Origin of the sequence: Streptomyces sp. NPDC001406 (genome assembly GCF_042895285.1) — a bacterium.
Lineage (GTDB): Bacteria > Actinomycetota > Actinomycetes > Streptomycetales > Streptomycetaceae > Streptomyces.
In genome coordinates this window covers 367,435-384,858 of the sequence record NZ_JBIAWG010000012.1, presented here as the reverse complement: position 1 = coordinate 384,858, position 17,424 = coordinate 367,435, and the positions used below count along the sequence as shown (strand labels likewise).

Annotated in this window: 13 protein-coding genes and 2 pseudogenes; 9 read left to right on the top strand and 6 right to left on the bottom strand. The window is 70.5% G+C overall.

Translation table 11 applies throughout. The features are described 5' to 3' along the window. Positions 1 to 361 precede the first annotated feature (361 nt). A pseudogene (locus ACFY1J_RS29480) lies at positions 362 to 1,051 on the top strand (potassium channel family protein); the annotation flags it as partial. A 47-nt stretch (positions 1,052 to 1,098) separates the two neighbouring features. Then, positions 1,099 to 2,079, top strand: a complete 981-nt coding sequence (locus ACFY1J_RS29475; protein ID WP_390708269.1) for an NAD(P)H-quinone oxidoreductase — start codon at positions 1,099 to 1,101, stop codon at positions 2,077 to 2,079. Between the two features lie 35 nt (positions 2,080 to 2,114). Here the strand turns inward: ACFY1J_RS29475 and ACFY1J_RS29470 are convergent, their stop codons facing one another. Further along, positions 2,115 to 2,690 (bottom strand): hypothetical protein, encoded by a 576-nt coding sequence (locus ACFY1J_RS29470; protein ID WP_390708268.1) that lies wholly within the window; start codon positions 2,688 to 2,690, stop codon positions 2,115 to 2,117. Between the two features lie 163 nt (positions 2,691 to 2,853). Here ACFY1J_RS29470 and ACFY1J_RS29465 point away from each other — a divergent pair, with 163 nt between their 5' ends. Continuing rightward, complete coding sequence (locus ACFY1J_RS29465) at positions 2,854 to 3,390, top strand: bacterial proteasome activator family protein (protein WP_390708267.1); 537 nt, start codon at positions 2,854 to 2,856, stop codon at positions 3,388 to 3,390. An 87-nt stretch (positions 3,391 to 3,477) separates the two neighbouring features. Here ACFY1J_RS29465 and ACFY1J_RS29460 read toward each other — a convergent pair whose 3' ends face one another. After that, positions 3,478 to 5,112 carry a protein kinase gene (locus tag ACFY1J_RS29460; protein ID WP_390708266.1) on the bottom strand — a complete coding sequence of 545 codons (1,635 nt, stop codon included), beginning with the start codon at positions 5,110 to 5,112 and terminating at the stop codon, positions 3,478 to 3,480. A 343-nt stretch (positions 5,113 to 5,455) separates the two neighbouring features. On the opposite strand from ACFY1J_RS29460, the gene ACFY1J_RS29455 reads away from it, so the two are divergent. Next, positions 5,456 to 7,009, top strand: coding sequence for a protein kinase (locus tag ACFY1J_RS29455; protein ID WP_390732278.1), 1,554 nt, complete (start codon positions 5,456 to 5,458; stop codon positions 7,007 to 7,009). A 92-nt stretch (positions 7,010 to 7,101) separates the two neighbouring features. On the opposite strand, the gene ACFY1J_RS29450 is transcribed toward ACFY1J_RS29455, so the two are convergent. Continuing rightward, complete coding sequence (locus ACFY1J_RS29450) at positions 7,102 to 8,145, bottom strand: phosphotransferase (RefSeq protein WP_390708264.1); 1,044 nt, start codon at positions 8,143 to 8,145, stop codon at positions 7,102 to 7,104. Positions 8,146 to 8,636: 491 nt separating this feature from the next. Here ACFY1J_RS29450 and pdhA point away from each other — a divergent pair, with 491 nt between their 5' ends. From pdhA to ACFY1J_RS29435, 3 genes are read left to right on the top strand one after another with little or no spacing between them, the layout of a single operon-like run. After that, complete coding sequence (gene pdhA / locus ACFY1J_RS29445) at positions 8,637 to 9,827, top strand: pyruvate dehydrogenase (acetyl-transferring) E1 component subunit alpha (protein WP_390732277.1); 1,191 nt, start codon at positions 8,637 to 8,639, stop codon at positions 9,825 to 9,827. A 1-nt stretch (position 9,828) separates the two neighbouring features. Beyond that, the gene (locus ACFY1J_RS29440; protein ID WP_363296231.1) at positions 9,829 to 10,806 is read left to right on the top strand and encodes an alpha-ketoacid dehydrogenase subunit beta; all 978 of its coding nucleotides are present in this window, start codon (positions 9,829 to 9,831) and stop codon (positions 10,804 to 10,806) included. Between the two features lie 10 nt (positions 10,807 to 10,816). Then, a complete protein-coding gene (locus tag ACFY1J_RS29435) occupies positions 10,817 to 12,220 on the top strand; it encodes a dihydrolipoamide acetyltransferase family protein (RefSeq protein ID WP_390708262.1) in 1,404 nt (467 codons plus the stop codon). Positions 12,221 to 12,309: 89 nt separating this feature from the next. On the opposite strand, the gene ACFY1J_RS29430 is transcribed toward ACFY1J_RS29435, so the two are convergent. Beyond that, complete coding sequence (locus tag ACFY1J_RS29430; RefSeq protein WP_390708261.1) at positions 12,310 to 13,287, bottom strand: Bro-N domain-containing protein; 978 nt, start codon at positions 13,285 to 13,287, stop codon at positions 12,310 to 12,312. A 189-nt stretch (positions 13,288 to 13,476) separates the two neighbouring features. After that, positions 13,477 to 14,328 carry a D-alanyl-D-alanine carboxypeptidase family protein gene (locus ACFY1J_RS29425; RefSeq protein ID WP_390708260.1) on the bottom strand — a complete coding sequence of 284 codons (852 nt, stop codon included), beginning with the start codon at positions 14,326 to 14,328 and terminating at the stop codon, positions 13,477 to 13,479. 240 nt (positions 14,329 to 14,568) lie between these two features. Here ACFY1J_RS29425 and ACFY1J_RS29420 point away from each other — a divergent pair, with 240 nt between their 5' ends. Both ACFY1J_RS29420 and ACFY1J_RS29415 read left to right on the top strand, forming a co-directional pair. After that, the gene (locus ACFY1J_RS29420) at positions 14,569 to 15,219 is read left to right on the top strand and encodes a GntR family transcriptional regulator (RefSeq protein WP_390708259.1); all 651 of its coding nucleotides are present in this window, start codon (positions 14,569 to 14,571) and stop codon (positions 15,217 to 15,219) included. Continuing rightward, entirely contained in the window at positions 15,216 to 16,511 is a 1,296-nt protein-coding gene (locus ACFY1J_RS29415; protein ID WP_390708258.1) for a nitrate/nitrite transporter, read from the top strand. The genes ACFY1J_RS29420 and ACFY1J_RS29415 overlap by 4 nt, the downstream gene beginning before the upstream one ends. Before the next feature lies 1 nt (position 16,512). Here ACFY1J_RS29415 and ACFY1J_RS29410 read toward each other — a convergent pair. Beyond that, positions 16,513 to 17,342, bottom strand: a pseudogene (locus ACFY1J_RS29410) (SAM-dependent methyltransferase). Positions 17,343 to 17,424: the final 82 nt, after the last annotated feature.

Genomic DNA, 17,424 nt, shown 5'->3' with positions numbered 1-17,424 from the left:
ACTGAACTTCCTACGCTTCTGTGCCACGTGCTCTCTCCGCCGTTCTGGACTTCGATCCTATGGGGACCGCTGTCCGAGAACTTCGGGGCGCCTCACAGCGTCGAGAGGCGGACTGCCAGCTTCCGTGAATCTTCTGAGCAAGATGTGAGGTTCGCATGGCCAGCTTTGATGAACGGGAGCGAAACTGGGTCGGTACCTCGACCTGCGGGGCCGACAGTGGCGGTATCTCCTGGATCGTCAGCAGAGAACGGCAACCGGGTGCACCTGTCGGCGGACTGACAAGGGCGCGCCGCTTGAGCCCACTGGTTGACCACGAGGGGGTTCAGGGGGAGGCTTCGGCCGTCGTGGCGGCACCTGGTGCTGGAGGTCCACCTTGCGCGACCACACCGTCGTCATCGGCTTCGGCACGAAGGGGCGGTCGGCGATCCAGACCGTGCTGGCGACGGGGCTGCGGAAGGACCAGGTCGTCGTGATCGACCCCAGCAGCAAGGTGATCGACGCCGCGACGGCCGACGGCTATGCGGGCGTCATGGGCGACGCGACACGCAGCGAGGTGCTGAAGCGGGCGGAGTTGCACAAGGCCCGGCAGATCATCGTCGCGCCGCAGCGCGACGACACGGCCGTTCTGGTCACCCTCACCGCCCGGCAGCTCAACCGCAGCGCCAACATCGTGGCGGCGGTGCGCGAGGAGGAGAACGCGCCGTTGCTCAAGCAGTCGGGCGCCGACGCCGTCATCACCAGCGCCAGCGCGGCCGGCCGGCTGCTCGGCCTGTCCGTGCTCAGCCCCGCCGCCGGCATGGTGATGGAGGATCTGATCCAGCAGGGCAGCGGCCTCGACCTCGTCGAACGCCCGGTGGTCAAGGCCGAGGTGGGCCGGGGCCCGCGGGACATGGACGACCTGGTGGTGAGCGTCGTGCGCGGGCACCGGGTGCTCGGTTACGACGATCCGTCCATCGGCACCCTCCAGTTGACGGACCGTCTGATCACGATCGTCCGGGTGACACCGGGTGCGCAGGGTACCCCGGACCTGCGGCCGTTGCCACGGGACTGAGCGGGCCTCACCCGAAGGCCACCGCGGTCAGGGGTAGCGTCGCCGTCATGCATGCGATCACGATTCCCGAACCTGGTGGGCCCGAGGCGCTGGTGTGGGACGAGGTCCCCGATCCGGTGCCCGGTGAAGGCGAGGTGCTGGTCGAGGTGGTGGCCGGGGCCGTCAACCGGGCCGACATCCTGCAGCGGCAGGGCTTCTACAACCCGCCTCCCGGCGCGTCCCCCTACCCCGGCCTGGAGTGCTCCGGCAGGATCGCCGCGCTCGGCCCCGGGGCCTCCGGCTGGGCCGTCGGCGACGAGGTGTGCGCGCTGCTCTCGGGCGGCGGCTATGCGGAGAAGGTCGTCGTCCCGGTGGGGCAGCTGCTGCCGGTCCCCAAGGGCATCGACCTCACGCAGGCCGCCGCGCTGCCCGAGGTGGTCTGCACGGTCTGGTCGAACGTCTTCATGGTCGCCCATCTGCGCCCCGGTGAGACGCTGCTCGTGCACGGCGGCTCCAGCGGTATCGGCACGATGGCCATCCAGCTCGCCAAGGCGGTCGGGGCGAAGGTCGCGGTCACGGCCGGTACCAAGGAGAAGCTCGAACGCTGCGCCGAGCTGGGTGCCGACGTGCTGATCAACTATCGGGAGCAGGACTTCGTCGCCGAGCTGGAGCGGGCCACGGACGGTGCGGGCGCCGACGTCATCCTCGACAACATGGGCGCCAAGTATCTGGACCGCAATGTCCGGGCCCTCGCCGTCAACGGCCGTCTCGCGATCATCGGCCTGCAGGGCGGCGCCAAGGGCGAGCTGAACATCGGCGCGCTCCTGAACAAGCGGGCCGCGATCAGCGCGACCTCGCTGCGGGCCCGCCCGCTCGCTGAGAAGGCGGCCATCGTCGCGGCCGTGCGCGAGCATGTGTGGCCCCTGATCGCCGCCGGTCACATCCGCCCGGTCGTCGACCGCGAGCTGCCGATGTCCGAGGCCGCCGAGGCCCACCGGGTGGTGGAGGCGAGCGGCCACGTCGGCAAGGTCCTGCTGATCGCGCGGTAGCGCCCGGTGCCCCGGCGCGGTCGGCAGGGCGGGTCTCAGCTCCTGCGTACCCGCAGGGCGACGAACGCCAGGCCCAGCCCCAGCCCGATGAGGACCAGGCCGCTGCCCAGCGGCAGGATCTGCAGAACGGGCTCGGCGGTGGACTCGCCCCCGTGGGCGCCGGTCTGTTCCGCGGGCCGTACCGGGGGCGCGGAGGGAACCAGCCCGGCCTCCTGGGGCGACGCGGAGGACGCCGGGCTCGGGGTCGCGAGGGCGCTGGCGTCGCCGTCCTCGCCGGGATCGTCCGCTTCCTCCTGGGACTCGGTCTCGTCGCCCTCGACCTCCGCGGCGGGCTCCTCCGGCCGCCCCGGCCGCTCGCGCCCCTCACCGGCCCGGCTCCCGGCCCGGGACGGCTCGGGCGAGTCCGCGGCCGACGCGGAGGCGGAGCCGGAGGCGGTGGGACCGGAGCCGGCGGCCGACGCGGCCGCGGTCCCGGAGGCGGGTGGGGCGGGGGAGCCCGGGGGCGAGGCCTCGGCGCCGTACGAGGGCACGGCGCCGCACGGAACGGCCACCGCACCGAGGACGAACGGCAGCCCCGCGGCGCGGAGCGTGAAACGCAGCCATGGAGTCACAGCGGTGACCTCCCGGAACCCAATCGCCAAGATCGACAGAAATAAGCCTCACATTTACGAAGCATCCCGGCATTCCGGATTCCGCCGACGGGTCTAAACGGTGGATCAGGCCCCACGGGGGGCACCACGGTGATGAGGTGTAGGGGTGCGAGAGAATGGCGGCATGGAGATGCCGAGGAACGAAAGGTCGCCGGAGAATCCCCAGATCCTGGTCCTGGGCCAGGACGGGATGGCGCTCGGTGGCACAGGAGACGAGGACTCCCGCGAGACACCGGTGACGGATCAGGTGGAGCAGCCGGCCAAGGTCATGCGGATCGGCAGCATGATCAAGCAGCTGCTGGAGGAGGTGCGTGCCGCTCCCCTGGACGAGGCGAGCCGGGCCCGGCTCAAGGAGATCCACCGCAGCTCGGTGAAGGAGCTGGAGGACGGGCTCGCCCCGGAACTCGTGGAGGAGCTGGAGCGGATCTCGCTGCCGTTCATGGACGACGTGACGCCGAGCGACGCCGAGCTGCGCATCGCGCAGGCTCAGCTGGTCGGTTGGCTGGAGGGGCTCTTCCACGGGATCCAGACGACGCTGTTCGCCCAGCAGATGGCCGCCAGGGCCCAGCTGGAGCAGATGCGCCGCGCCCTCCCGCCAGGCGCGAACCACGACGGCGACGACCCGCGCGCGGGCGGCCGCACGGGCGGCCCGTACCTGTAGCCCGTACCCGCGAGGGCACGGCAACCGGCCCGTACACAAGAGGGCCCGGCAAAGGATGCCGGGCCCTCTCTCATGCGCTCGTCGGGCTCAGCCGGTCGGCGGGTTGCCCGTGGAGACGTAGACCTGGATCTCGACGTTCTTCGGGTCGACGTCCGAGTCGGGGGCGGGGAGCTGGTTGATGACCGTGCCCTCGCCGTACGTGTTCTCGTCGACCGGCACCGTCTTCACGGTCCAGCCCGCGGCCTGTGCGCAGGCCTTGACCGACTTGATGTACTTGAAGCGGAAGTCGGGGAGCTGGATCTTCTTGGGGTCGTTGTACGACTCCTGCGGCTCCGTGCACTCGTTGGTCTCGATCGTCCGCGACGTGTCCGGCCCGCGGTAGCCCGCCGCGTGGGACGCCGGGGAGGACGCGCTCGCGCTGCTGCCGCCGCCCCCGGTGTTGTCGTCGCTGCCGTTGTTCAGGACCAGCGCCACGATCAGGCCGACGACCGCGACCAGGGACACCGCGATCGAGCCGATGATCACCGGCTTGTTGCTCTTGGAGCCGCCGGGGGACTGGACCGAGGTCTGGGGCGAGATGGTGTAGGGCGGCGGGGTCGACGGGGCCTGCTGCCCGTACCCGACCGGGGCAGGCGTCTGGTAGCCGCCCTGCTGCGGGTAGCCGTACGCCGGGGACGGCGTCGGGGTGCCGTACGGGTTCGGGGCCGGGGTCGGCTGGTACGGCGTCTGTACGGGACCGGTGGGCGCCGGGGTCGCCTGGTCGACCGGCGGGAACACCGCGGAGCCGACGCCGGCGCCGCTCTGGGCGGGCGTGCCCGGCACGATGCTCGGCGGGGTCGCCTGGACGGAGGCGGCGACGCGCAGGCACTCGTCGCGCATGGTCTCGGCGGACGGGAAACGCTCGTTCGGGTTCTTCTTCAGCGCGCGGGCGACCAGCGCGTCCACGGCCGGCGGCAGCGCGCGGTTGATCGACGAAGGAGCCACCGGCTCCTCCTGCACATGCGCGTAGGCGATGGCCAGCGGGGAGTCCGCGTCGAACGGCAGCCGCCCGGTGACCAGCTGGAACAGCATGATGCCGACCGAGTAGAGGTCGGAGCGGGCGTCCACGCCCCGGCCGAGGGCCTGCTCGGGCGAGAGGTACTGCGGGGTGCCGACGACCATGCCGGTCTGCGTCATGGAGGTGACACCGGACTGCATGGCGCGGGCGATGCCGAAGTCCATCACCTTGACGACGCCGCGCTTGGTCATCATCACGTTGCCGGGCTTGATGTCGCGGTGGACCAGCCCCATCTCGTGGCTGATCTCCAGGGCCGCCAGCACATCGGCGGTGATCTTCAGCGCCTTGTCGACGGGCATCGCGCCCTGCTGCCGGACGTCCTCGTCGAGGACCGAGCCCAGCGGGCGGCCCTCGATGTACTCCATGACGATGTACGGAGTGGTCATCCCGTCCAGGTCGTCCTCGCCGGTGTCGAAGACGGAGACGATATTGGTGTGCGTGAGCTTCGCCACGGCCTGGGCCTCGCGGCGGAACCGCTCACGGAAGGCCTGTTCCCGGCCCAGCTCCGTGTGCAGGGTCTTGATCGCGACCTGGCGGTCGAGCACCGCGTCGTACGCCAGGTGAACCGAGGCCATGCCGCCCTCGCCGAGCAAGTCGCGCAGTTGGTAGCGGCCGCCGGCGAGCGCCCGCCCCGCATACCGGCCGTGTGCGCCGTCCTGGCTCATCTTTCCCTGTCCCCCACTAGGCTCTCAGGCGCCGTCGTTGACCGGTTGTTGTTGATCGAATGTGTCATTCTCGGCCAAGTCTGCCCCAGGGCACTGACACGTCAAGCGCGGTGCCCGTTCCGTGACCGTACGCGAAAGAAGCGTCGCGGAAGCGTTACAGCGGCCGTACGCGCAGTACACAGAATTTGCACGACAGCGCGTGCTACGGGTTTGATGACCGGCCGGTCCGGGGCCGGTCCCTGTGTCCAACGCGGACCGGCGGCTTGCGCGGAGGCTGTAGCGTGGCCGACGGAGACCGTAACAACACCGCGCGCACCGCGGGCAGAAACGACGGCGAGGACTGATGGCACAGACGCAGCGCGCCCAGGGCCCGTCCGACCCCGAGGCGTCCGGCGGCGGCATGTCAGACGCGCCGGAGATGTGGGGCAACGGAGGGCTCGTCGGCGACGGCCGGTACCGGCTGACCCATCGGCTCGGCCGGGGTGGCATGGCCGAGGTGTTCGCGGCCGAGGACGTGCGTCTCGGGCGCACGGTCGCGGTCAAGCTGCTGCGCGCCGACCTCGCCGAGGACCCGACCTCCAAGGCCCGCTTCACGCGCGAGGCCCAGTCGGTGGCCGGTCTCAACCACCACGCGATCGTCGCCGTGTACGACTCCGGCGAGGACTTCGTGGGCGGCCAGTCGGTGCCGTACATCGTGATGGAGCTGGTCGAGGGCCGCACCATCCGCGATCTGCTGATCAACGCCGAGGCGCCGGGCCCCGAGCAGGCCCTGATCATCGTCTCCGGTGTCCTGGAGGCGCTGGCCTACTCGCACCAGCACGGCATCGTGCACCGCGACATCAAGCCCGCCAACGTCATCATCACCACCAACGGCGCCGTCAAGGTGATGGACTTCGGCATCGCCCGTGCGCTGCACGGCGCGTCCACGACGATGACGCAGACCGGCATGGTCATGGGTACACCCCAGTACCTGTCGCCGGAGCAGGCGCTCGGCAAGGCCGTCGACCACCGCTCCGACCTGTACGCGGTGGGCTGCCTGCTGTACGAACTGCTCGCGCTGCGGCCCCCGTTCACGGGCGAGACCCCGCTGTCGGTGGTCTACCAGCATGTGCAGGACATCCCCAAGCCTCCCTCCGAGGTCTCCGAGTCCGTTCCGCCGGAGCTCGACGGCCTGGTCATGCGCTCGCTCGCCAAGGAGCCGGACGACCGCTTCCAGACGGCCGAGGAGATGCGCGGCCTGGTCCAGTACGGCCTGCAGATGCTGTACGACCAGGGCGGCCACACCGGCACCTGGAACACCGGGCCGGTGACGATGCACGACGGCCGGCACACCCCGGCCGGGGGCTTCGCCGGCACGACCGCCATGCCGCACCCGGCGCACGCCTCAGGCACCACCCAGATCCCGCAGCCGATCCTGCCCGCCGGGTACGGAAGCGGCGACGACGGCGGCTTCGAGGGGTACGGCAACAAGGGCAGCGGCCGCGGCAAGCTGTGGATCCTCGCCGTCCTCGCGGTGGTCGCCATCGTGGCGGGGGTGGCGCTGGCGCTGAAGAACACCGGCAACGGCACCGGTGGCAGCGGCACCACGCAGTCGCCCACCACCTCGCAGACCACGAAGCACGAGACGGCCACCCAGAGCCCGACCGACGAGGCGACGGACCAGCCCACGGACGAGGCCACGGGCGACACCACGGACCCGGGCACCGGTTCCGACTACACGCCCTCGTACACCCCGTCGTACACCCCGTCCGAGAGCCCGACCAGCGAACCGACCGACGAGCCGACCGACCCGACGCCCTCGGACGAGCCGACGGATCCTGGGACCCCGTCGCAGCCGCAGTCCTCGGACCCGGCGACGGACCCGACGGGCAACCCGGGCGCCACGGGCGGGCCTTGAAGCGCACCGGCTGAGACGCCGGCCCCCTGAGACGACCGCCACGCGCGCGTGAGAGCCGATCGGTGCCTCACGCGTGCGTGCTGCTCGCGGGTTCATTCCACGAACGCGTCGCACACGGCGTCGTACTCCCGCGTCCACCACACCGCGAGCGCCGACGCGGCCGGGAACTGGGGGTCCGCACGGGTGTCGCCGCGCTCGTAGTGCCAGCGCAGCATCCAGAAGTCGTTGAGCCTCTCCCACCACACGCGGTGCACGGCCGCCGCCAGCTCCGAGGGCGTGGCCCCGGCCGCGCGCCGGTACGCGCGCGCGTACTCCCGCACCTTCGGCAGGTCGAGCGCGCCGGCGGGCCGTACGAAGAAGATCGCGGCGGCCCGTACGGCCTCCTCGGCGCGGGGCTGCACACCGAGCCGGTCCCAGTCGACGATCGCGGCGGGCGCGTCACCCTTGTAGAGCAGGTTGAAGGGGTGGAAGTCCCCGTGCACCCAGCCCACCGAGCCGCCGCGCGGGGGGCGCCGGTCCGCGTGCTGTTCGAGGAGTGCGCGGCGTTCGAGCAGCCGGTGCCGGGCCAGTTCGTCGAAGGCGTCGGCCGGGCGGTGGCGGCTGACGTGGGCGAGCAGTTCGTCGATGAGGGCGAAGGTGTCGGCGGGGTCGGCGCTCTTCACGGGGTGCGGGCTGGTGGCCGGGCGTGTGCGTCCCTTGGGCGGCATCACCCGCTCCAGGGCGGCGTGCACGGCTCCCAGCAGCGCCCCGAGCCGCACGCACTGCCCGGGCGTGAGCTGGCCGCCGTGGCGGTGCCTGCCGTCGATCCAGGGGTGCAGGGCGTAGGCGTGGCCGCCGACGACGGCGACGGTGCGCCCGTCGCGGCCGGGGAGCGGCGGGGCGACGGGGACGCCCAGGTCGGCCAGGCGCTGGGTGGCGCGGTGCCGGCGCTCGATGGCGGCCGGATCGGCGGTGTCGGGGTCGAAGTGGTGCTTGAGGAAGTAGCGGCCGCGGGTGGTGCACAGCCGGTAGCCACGGTTGAGCAGACCCTGCTCGACGGGCTCGCAGGCGAGGGCGGAACCGGCGGCGTACAGACGGAGCAGGGCGCCCAGAGGGGGCGCGAGGGGTACTAGGGGTGGTACACATGAGCGCGGCACGCGCCAGATGTTAGGGCACCCGCGGGGCCGGTGAGCTGGGGCTTGTCACAGGCAGTCGCATTCGTTCACGGTCAGTGCTCGAAGTGTCGCCGACTCTGCCGTTTGCGTGAAATAAGCCGATACAGCCCCATTTCTGTGCCAGGTCGATTTCGGACGTCGACTCTTCCCGTGGCCGGGGTGTGCGGGATAACGTGCCGTTGCTCCGGCCTCCTGCAAGGCTGTGACCAGCGACCTTCCCGTCCGCGCCGATTTACTTGGAAATCCAAGCAAAAACGCAGGTCAGGAGGGGTTTCACAGAAATGTGGAGCACTGGGTAACGTGACGTTTGCAGGGCGCTCGCCGGGGCACCTGTCACGCCTGTTCCCGGCCGAGCGGCACCCACCCCGTGCACGGGTTTCGGAACAGGTGAGCCGCTCTCCCGAGCTCAAAAGAGCAAGGGGGACCCCCAGCTCACCGGCAACCCCGGGGGCCGGATCGACGGAGGAGCACACGTGACCGTGGACAGCAGTGCCGCGAGCAAGCCGCGACGCAGCACCGCAGGCAAGGCCGGCACCACCGGCACCAAGCGCACCACCCGCAGCACTGCGAAGAAGAGCTCCGAACCCGAGCTCGTGCAGCTGCTGACGCCGGAGGGCAAGCGGGTCAAGAACGCCGAGTACGACGGATACGTCGCCGGCATCACCCCGGACGAGCTGCGCGGCCTGTACCGCGACATGGTGCTCACCCGCCGCTTCGACGCCGAGGCCACCTCCCTGCAGCGCCAGGGCGAGCTGGGCCTGTGGGCCTCGCTGCTCGGCCAGGAGGCCGCCCAGATCGGCTCCGGCCGGGCCCTGCGCGACGACGACTACGTCTTCCCGACCTACCGCGAGCACGGCGTGGCCTGGTGCCGCGGGGTCGACCCGACCAACCTGCTCGGCATGTTCCGCGGTGTGAACCACGGCGGCTGGGACCCGAACAGCAACAACTTCCACCTCTACACGATCGTCATCGGCTCCCAGGCGCTGCACGCCACGGGCTACGCGATGGGCATCACCAAGGACGGCGCGGACTCGGCGGTCATCGCCTACTTCGGCGACGGTGCCTCCAGCCAGGGCGACGTGTCCGAGGCCTTCAACTTCGCCGCGGTCTACAACGCTCCCGTCGTGTTCTTCTGCCAGAACAACCAGTGGGCCATCTCCGAGCCGACCGAGAAGCAGACCCGGGTGCCGCTCTACCAGCGCGCGCAGGGCTTCGGCTTCCCGGGCGTGCGGGTCGACGGCAACGACGTGCTGGCCTGCCTCGCGGCCACCCAGTGGGCGCTGGAGCGCGCCCGCGCCGGTGAGGGCCCGACGCTGATCGAGGCGTACACGTACCGCATGGGCGCCCACACCACCTCGGACGACCCCACCCGCTACCGCCACGACGACGAGCGGGCGTCCTGGGAGGCGAAGGACCCGATCCTGCGCCTTCGCCGGTTCCTGGAGTCCGCAAACCACGCGGACGAGGGATTCTTCGCGGAACTCGAAGCGGAGAGCGAAGCGTTGGGCAAACGAGTACGCGAAGTGGTCCGATCCATGCCGGACCCGGACGACTTCGCCATGTTCGAGAACGTGTACGCGGACGGGCACGCGCTCGTCGACGAGGAGCGAGCCCAGTTCGCCGCCTACCAGGCGTCGTTCGCGGACGCAGAGGGGGGCAACTGACATGGCCGAGAAGATGGCGCTCGCCAAGGCGATCAACGAATCCCTGCGCAAGGCCCTGGAGTCCGACCCCAAGGTCCTCGTCATGGGTGAGGACGTCGGCAAGCTCGGCGGAGTCTTCCGTGTGACGGACGGACTGCAGAAGGACTTCGGCGAGAGCCGGGTCATCGACACCCCGCTCGCCGAGTCCGGCATCGTCGGCACCGCGATCGGCCTGGCCCTGCGCGGCTACCGCCCGGTCGTGGAGATCCAGTTCGACGGCTTCGTCTTCCCGGCGTACGACCAGATCGTCACCCAGCTCGCGAAGATGCACGCCCGCTCCCTGGGCAAGGTCAAGATGCCGGTCGTCATCCGCATCCCCTACGGCGGTGGCATCGGCGCGGTCGAGCACCACTCCGAGTCCCCCGAGGCCCTGTTCGCGCACGTGGCGGGCCTGAAGATCGTCAGCCCCTCCAACGCGTCGGACGCCTACTGGATGATGCAGCAGGCCATCCAGAGCGACGACCCGGTGATCTACTTCGAGCCCAAGCGGCGCTACTGGGACAAGGCCGAGGTCAGCACCGAGGCCATCCCGGGTCCGCTGCACAAGGCCCGCGTCGCCCGCGAGGGCACCGACCTGACCCTCGTCGCCTACGGCCCGATGGTGAAGCTCTGCCAGGAGGCCGCCGACGCGGCCGCCGAGGAGGGCAAGTCCCTGGAGGTCGTTGACCTGCGCTCGGTCTCCCCGCTCGACTTCGACACCGTCCAGGCCTCGGTCGAGAAGACCCGCCGCCTGGTCGTGGTCCACGAGGCGCCGGTGTTCTTCGGCTCGGGCGCGGAGATCGCCGCCCGGATCACGGAGCGCTGCTTCTACCACCTGGAGGCTCCTGTGCTCCGGGTGGGCGGCTACCACGCCCCGTATCCGCCGGCGCGCCTGGAGGAGTCGTATCTTCCGGACCTGGACCGGGTGCTCGACGCCGTCGACCGTGCCCTGGCGTACTGAGGAGAGGGTCGTGACGACGATGACGGAAGCGTCCGTACGCGAGTTCAAGATGCCCGACGTGGGCGAGGGACTCACCGAGGCCGAGATCCTCAAGTGGTATGTGCAGCCGGGCGACAAGGTGACCGACGGCCAGGTGGTGTGCGAGGTCGAGACCGCGAAGGCGGCCGTCGAACTCCCCATCCCCTACGACGGCGTGGTCCGCGAGCTGCACTTCCCCGAGGGCACCACGGTGGACGTGGGCACGGCGATCATCGCGGTGGACGTGGCCGGCGGCGCCCCCGCCGAGTCCCCGGCACCGGCTCCCGCCGCACCCGGGGCCGAGCAGCCCGAGGACGAGCCGAAGCCGGAGGGCCGCCAGCCGGTGCTCGTCGGGTACGGCGTCGCCACCTCCTCCACCAAGCGCCGCCCCCGCAAGGGCACTGGGACCGCGGCCCCGGAGGCGGCCGCGGCGGTCCAGACCGAGCTGAACGGCCACGGCCACGGCGCCGCCGTCCAGCAGCGCCCGCTGGCCAAGCCCCCGGTGCGCAAGCTGGCCAAGGACCTCGGCGTCGACCTGGCCACCGTGGTCCCGTCGGGCCCGGACGGCATCATCACGCGCGAGGACGTGCACGCGGCGGTCGCGCCCGCACCGGCCGCGCCCCCGGCTCCCGCGCCCGCACCGGCCGCACCCGCCGCCGTGACGCCTCCGGCGCCGGTGGTGACGTACGACGGCGCGCGCGAGACCCGCATCCCGGTCAAGGGCGTCCGCAAGATGACCGCCCAGGCCGTGGTCGGCTCGGCGTTCACGGCGCCGCATGTCACGGAGTTCGTGACGGTGGACGTGACGCGCACGATGAAGCTGGTCGAGGAGCTCAAGCAGGACAAGGAGTTCCAGGGCCTGCGGGTGAACCCGCTGCTGCTGATCGCCAAGGCCCTGCTGGTCGCGATCAGGCGCAACCCGGACATCAACGCGTCCTGGGACGAGGCGAACCAGGAGATCGTGCTCAAGCACTACGTCAACCTGGGCATCGCCGCGGCCACCCCGCGCGGCCTGATCGTTCCGAACATCAAGGACGCGCACGCCAAGACGCTCCCGCAGCTGGCGGAGGCCCTCGGCGAGCTGGTGTCCACGGCACGGGAGGGCAAGACCTCCCCGGCCGCCATGCAGGGCGGCACGGTCACCATCACCAACGTCGGCGTCTTCGGCGTCGACACCGGCACGCCGATCCTGAACTCCGGCGAGTCCGCGATCCTCGCGGTCGGTGCGATCAAGCTCCAGCCGTGGGTCCACAAGGGCAAGGTGAAGCCGCGTCAGGTCACCACCCTGGCGCTGAGCTTCGACCACCGACTGGTGGACGGCGAGCTGGGCTCCAAGGTGCTGGCCGACGTGGCGGCGATCCTGGAGCAGCCGAAGCGGCTGATCAGTTGGGCGTGATGACCGTCACTGGGTAGTCTCGGAGACCGGGAGGGGACGGCCGCAAATTCGACTTGCGACCGCCCCCTCCATCTCTTTCTCACTTTCTCTCAGGACTGGTTGAGCACGTACACCGGCGCCCCGTCCTCCGCACCGCCCTGTGAGCGGATGCAGGCGTGCTTCTGCAGCAGGCGGAGGCATTCGTTGACGCGGCGCACCGAAAGGCCCGTACGGGCCGCGATCGATTCGAGGGGCTCGCGGAGTTCACCCTGTTCGACGAGGACCGGGGCGATCACCACGGCCACCGTCCACACGTCCTCCGTCACGGACAACCGGTGCCGCCAGTCGGCCAGCACGGTCTCCGTGGTGGGCAGCACCGCGAGGCGGCCGCCGGGCGCCCGGCGTTCGAGGACGAGAGCGTCGAGCCGGTCCGCGATGCGTTCCATCGCCCGGACCATGGCCTGTTGGACGGCGAGTGTGGCCTTCTGTGTGGCCAGCATCTCCCTTTGCAGTGTGACCGTTCCCTTCTGCAGCACGAGCGATTCATGCTGCGCCTTCGCAAGCTCCTCGTCCAGTTGAAGGTTGTGCGTCTCCAGCCGGACGATGGCCTCGGCTACCTGCTCCGGCATGGCGTACACGACCGGGGCACCGGGGTCGGTGGGCTGCACCTCGGCCTCTTCGAGAGAGTAAGAACCTTCCCGCTGCACCGTCTCGATCACCTCGGCGGCCCACTGCTTGAAGGGGGCGCAAGAGAGCTTCGTGCAGGCGTTGACGAGGAGGATGAGACCCTGCAGAGAGATGACATTCAGGTCTCGACGCCACTCTCTACCTGCGGGAATGCTGAGACCGTAACCTCCAGTTAGGGTCTCGAGAATCTCTCGATGGTCTTCCGGGACATGGTCGGAGAGTGCCTTCTGCGGGTTGGTGTGACCCAACCGCTTGCAGACATCCACCGCCGGGAACCAATGGGCCCCATCCGGCATGGTCAGTCGGCGCACCCGGGCGCCAGTCGCCGCGTACACGAAGTCGCTGACGTCGATCGCCTCATGCCGTTCGGCCGAGTCGGGCCGCTTGCTGGGTTCGTTCATGTGAACCACCTCCGCCGCGGAACGTAAAGCGGAGCAAAACGAATATGCCAGCTGAGGCCGCGATATTCACGATTGCGAGCGAAGATCGCTGATTCCGCTGGCGGGACCGCAGTTGAGCGTGAGTGATCCCAACTGCCTTACGCGAAGGGCCCGCCGCACACCACGACGGGCCCTGGATGTACATGGGGATCAGCTGATCTTGGCGTAGCCGTAGTTGATGAGCTTCTTCACGTCCGACGTGCGGTCGGCCGCCGAGGGGGCGGTCATGACGGCGCCCATCACCGACTCGCCGTTCAGCGTGGCGGCGAAGACGAGGCAGTACTTGGCTTCGGTGCCGGAGCCGGTCTTGACGCCGAGCACGCCGTTCCAGCCGAGCAGGGTGTTGGTGTTGCTCCACGGCGCCATCGTGCGCGTGGCGCCGGAGCTCGCGATCGTCTTCGCCGTGTACGACTTGGTCTTCACGACGGACTTGAACGTGGAGTTCTTCATCGCGCTTCGGGCCAGCAGCGTCAGGTCCTTCACCGACGAGTAGTTGGAGCCGTTGCTGATGCCGTCGAACGAGTCGAAGTGCGTGTTCGTCATGCCGAGGTTCTTGGCCGTCGTGTTCATCTTCGAGATGAACGACTTCACCCGCGCGCTGACCGTTGTGCCGGAGCCGAACTTGTCGGCGAGGGCCATCGCGGCGTCGCAGCCGGACGGCAGCATCATCCCGTACAGCAGCTGACGGACGGTGACCTTGTCACCGACGATCAGGTGAGCCGACGAAGGGTAGCCCTTGGAGACCATGTAGTCGCTGATCGCCTTCTTGATCGTGACCTTGGTGTCCAGGTTCAGGTTCGACTGCGAGAGCACCACCTTGGCGGTCATGATCTTCGTGGTGGAGGCGGTGAGCCGGTGGGTGTTCTCATACTTCTTGAACAGGGTCGCGCCGTTGGTGCTGTTCATCAGGAACCCGCTCTTGGCGGTGATGGTGGGCGTCGTGACGGCCTGCGCCGGTGCCGCGGTGAGGGCTCCAGCGGCGAGTACTGCGCCAGTCGTCACGGCGACGGCTGCGGCTCTGCGGAGGCGGATGCCCTTAATGCCGGTAATCAAGTCAAATACCCCGAATGGTGTCGAATGCCCCTGTAATGCGGCCGAGTTGCGGTGGCAAGGGGGAGTGGGGCCGCACGTGTGTGACACGTAAGTAGCACAGAAGGTTGTGTTGTTCCTGAGGGAATTTTTCTGCCGTCCGCATGATGGACCGCCACCCCCATGCGTACGTGTTGTATCTATCCTGTGGGCATGAGCCTGGCCGTGAAGCAGCCCCCCGCCGCCGACCGCGTCTACAGCCATGTCAAGCAGGGTGTCCTGGACCGCCGTTACGAGGGCGGCACGCTGCTCACCGAGGGCGAGCTGGCCGAGGCCGTCGGGGTCTCGCGCACCCCGGTGCGCGAGGCGCTGCTGCGGCTCGAGGTGGAAGGACTCATCAAGCTCTACCCGAAGAAGGGCGCCCTGGTGCTGCCCGTCTCCGCGCAGGAGATCGCGGACGTCGTGGAGACCCGGCTGCTGGTGGAGGAGTACGCGGCCCGCAAGGCCGTTCCCGCACCGGCCGGTCTGATCGAGCGGCTGGAGGAGCTGCTCGCCCGGCAGAAGGAGCAGGCCGCCGCCGGTGATCTGGCCGCGGCCGCGGTCACCGACCGCTGTTTCCACGCCGAGATCGTGCGCAGCGGCGGCAACGAGATCCTCTCCCGGCTCTACGACCAGCTCCGTGACCGCCAGCTGCGCATGGGCGTCGCCGTCATGCACTCCCACCCCGACCGGATCGCCAAGACGCTCACGGAGCACGAGGAGATCCTCGACGCGCTGCGCTCCGGTGACGCGGAGGGGGCCGTCGGGGTCGTGCACCGGCACGTGAGCTGGTTCTCGCACCTCGCACGGGGTGAGGTGCGATGAGGAACGCCACCCTTCCGGGTGACCCTCCGGGCGGCCGCCGGGCCGTCGCCGTCTGGGGCATCGGCGTCTCGGTCTACTTCGTCGCCGTCATCTTCCGGACGTCCCTCGGGGTCGCCGGCCTGGACGCGGCCGACCGCTTCCAGGTCAACGCCTCGGCCCTGTCCACGTTCTCGATCCTCCAGCTCCTGGTCTACGCCGGCATGCAGATACCCGTGGGCCTGCTGGTCGACCGGCTGGGCACCAAGAAGGTGCTGAGCATCGGGGCCGTGCTGTTCACCGCGGGACAGCTGGGCTTCGCCTTCTCACCGTCGTACGGCATGGCCCTCGCCTCGCGCGCGCTGCTCGGCTGCGGTGACGCGATGACGTTCATCAGCGTGCTGCGCCTGGGCACCCGCTGGTTCCCGGTGCGGCGCGGGCCGCTGGTCGCGCAGCTCGCGGGACTGGTCGGCATGGCGGGCAACCTGGTCTCCACCCTGCTGCTGGCCCGGCTGCTGCACGGCATCGGCTGGACCCCGGCGTTCGCGGGCAGCGCGCTGGCGGGTGCGATCGTGCTCGTCCTCGTCCTGCTCTTCCTGAAGGACCACCCCGAGGGCCACGAGCCCGAGCCCTTCCCGCACCGGGGCGCGGCCTACGTACGCCGGCAGATCGCCGCGTCCTGGCGGGAGCCGGGCACCCGCCTGGGCCTGTGGGTGCACTTCACCACGCAGTTCCCGGCGATGGTGTTCCTGCTGCTGTGGGGCCTTCCGTTCCTGGTCCAGGCCCAGGGCCTGAGCCGCGCCACCGCGGGCGGACTGCTGACCCTGGTCGTCCTGTCGAACATGGTGGTCGGTCTGGTCTACGGCCAGATCGTGGCCCGGCACCACGCGGCGCGGCTGCCGCTGGCCCTGGGCACGGTCGCGGCGACCGCCGTCGTATGGGCCGCGACCCTGCTCTGTCCGGCCGACCGGGCGCCGATGTGGCTCCTCGTCGTGCTGTGCTCGGTGCTGGGCGCGTGCGGCCCCGCGTCGATGATCGGCTTCGACTTCGCCCGCCCCGCCAACCCGCCCGAGCGACAGGGCACCGCGTCCGGAATCACCAACATGGGTGGTTTCGTCGCCTCGATGACGACCCTGTTCGCGATCGGCGTCCTGCTGGACGCCACCGGCGACAACTACAGCGTGGCCTTCTCGGCGGTGTTCGTCCTGCAGGCGCTGGGCGTGAGTCAGATCCTGCGGCTGCGCAGCCGGGCGGTGCGGCGGGAGCGGGAACGGCTGGTCGCCAGCCGGGTGGAGACGGTGCACGTCCCCGCGTGAGTCAGCCGGCCGCGGCGACCGGTACGAGGGTGAGATGGACGATGCCCAGGATGCCGCGGTAGGTGAGCCACCGGGCCCGGTGCCGGTCGAGGTCCGCGCGCGTCTCGGCCGCCCGGGGATGGTCCGGATGCCCGGCGAGCCACACCTCGGTGTCCGCCTGGTACGCCGACTCGAACTCCTCCCACTCGTCACGGCTCGCGGTCCCGATCCTCCCCCAAGTTCTCGGCTTCGCTCGAACAGGGGGACCCCCATGGGCACGGAACCCGGCCTCCACCGCGAGGCCGACGAGCCGGGCCAGGTCGTAGTGCTGGCCCGCCTCGGCCCCAAGCCACATGCCCGCCGGCTCGGCCGGCGTCGGCGGCCGCTCCCAGAAGCCCTCGCCGAACACCACACGCCCGCCGTCGGAGACCAGCCGCCGCAGCTCGCGCAGGGCCTCCAGGGTGTGCCCGGGGGGCTCGGCCGCGCTCAGGGCGTGGCCGGCCCCGAGGCACAGCACCAGGTCGGCGGGCCCGCGCTTCGTGCCCTCGGCCGACTCCTCGACGAACTCCACCCGGTCCGCGACCCCCGCGCCCCGGCGCTCTGCCGGCCCCGCTCCAGATCCTCGCCGCGCACGTCGATGCCGGTCCCACGGGCGTCCGGTACGGCGTCCAGGACACGGAGCATCAACTCGCCCCAGCCGCAGCCGACGTCGAGCACGCTGCCGGGCCGCAGCCGCGCGGGACGGCCGACCAGCGCGGCCGCGCGGGCCTCGGCGAGCGGGCCGTGGAAGGTCGGCCGGGTCAGGCGGGGCGGTCGGTCGTCGGCCCGGGGCGTGGCCACTGTGTCCGTCATGGCGGGCACGCTGGTTACCGGCAGCGGACCGGCGACACCGAATCAACCGACCGCGGACGGCCGTACTGGTCGACCGCGCGGA

Coding starts and splice junctions, on each gene's coding strand:
- ACFY1J_RS29465 (WP_390708267.1), top strand. CDS start 2,854: ATGGAGATGCCGAGGAACGAAAGGTCGCCGGAGAATCCCCAGATCCTG.
- ACFY1J_RS29440 (WP_363296231.1), top strand. CDS start 9,829: ATGGCCGAGAAGATGGCGCTCGCCAAGGCGATCAACGAATCCCTGCGC.
- ACFY1J_RS29420 (WP_390708259.1), top strand. CDS start 14,569: ATGAGCCTGGCCGTGAAGCAGCCCCCCGCCGCCGACCGCGTCTACAGC.
- ACFY1J_RS29455 (WP_390732278.1), top strand. CDS start 5,456: ATGGCACAGACGCAGCGCGCCCAGGGCCCGTCCGACCCCGAGGCGTCC.
- ACFY1J_RS29415 (WP_390708258.1), top strand. CDS start 15,216: ATGAGGAACGCCACCCTTCCGGGTGACCCTCCGGGCGGCCGCCGGGCC.
- ACFY1J_RS29475 (WP_390708269.1), top strand. CDS start 1,099: ATGCATGCGATCACGATTCCCGAACCTGGTGGGCCCGAGGCGCTGGTG.
- ACFY1J_RS29460 (WP_390708266.1), bottom strand. CDS start 5,112: ATGAGCCAGGACGGCGCACACGGCCGGTATGCGGGGCGGGCGCTCGCC.
- ACFY1J_RS29430 (WP_390708261.1), bottom strand. CDS start 13,287: ATGAACGAACCCAGCAAGCGGCCCGACTCGGCCGAACGGCATGAGGCG.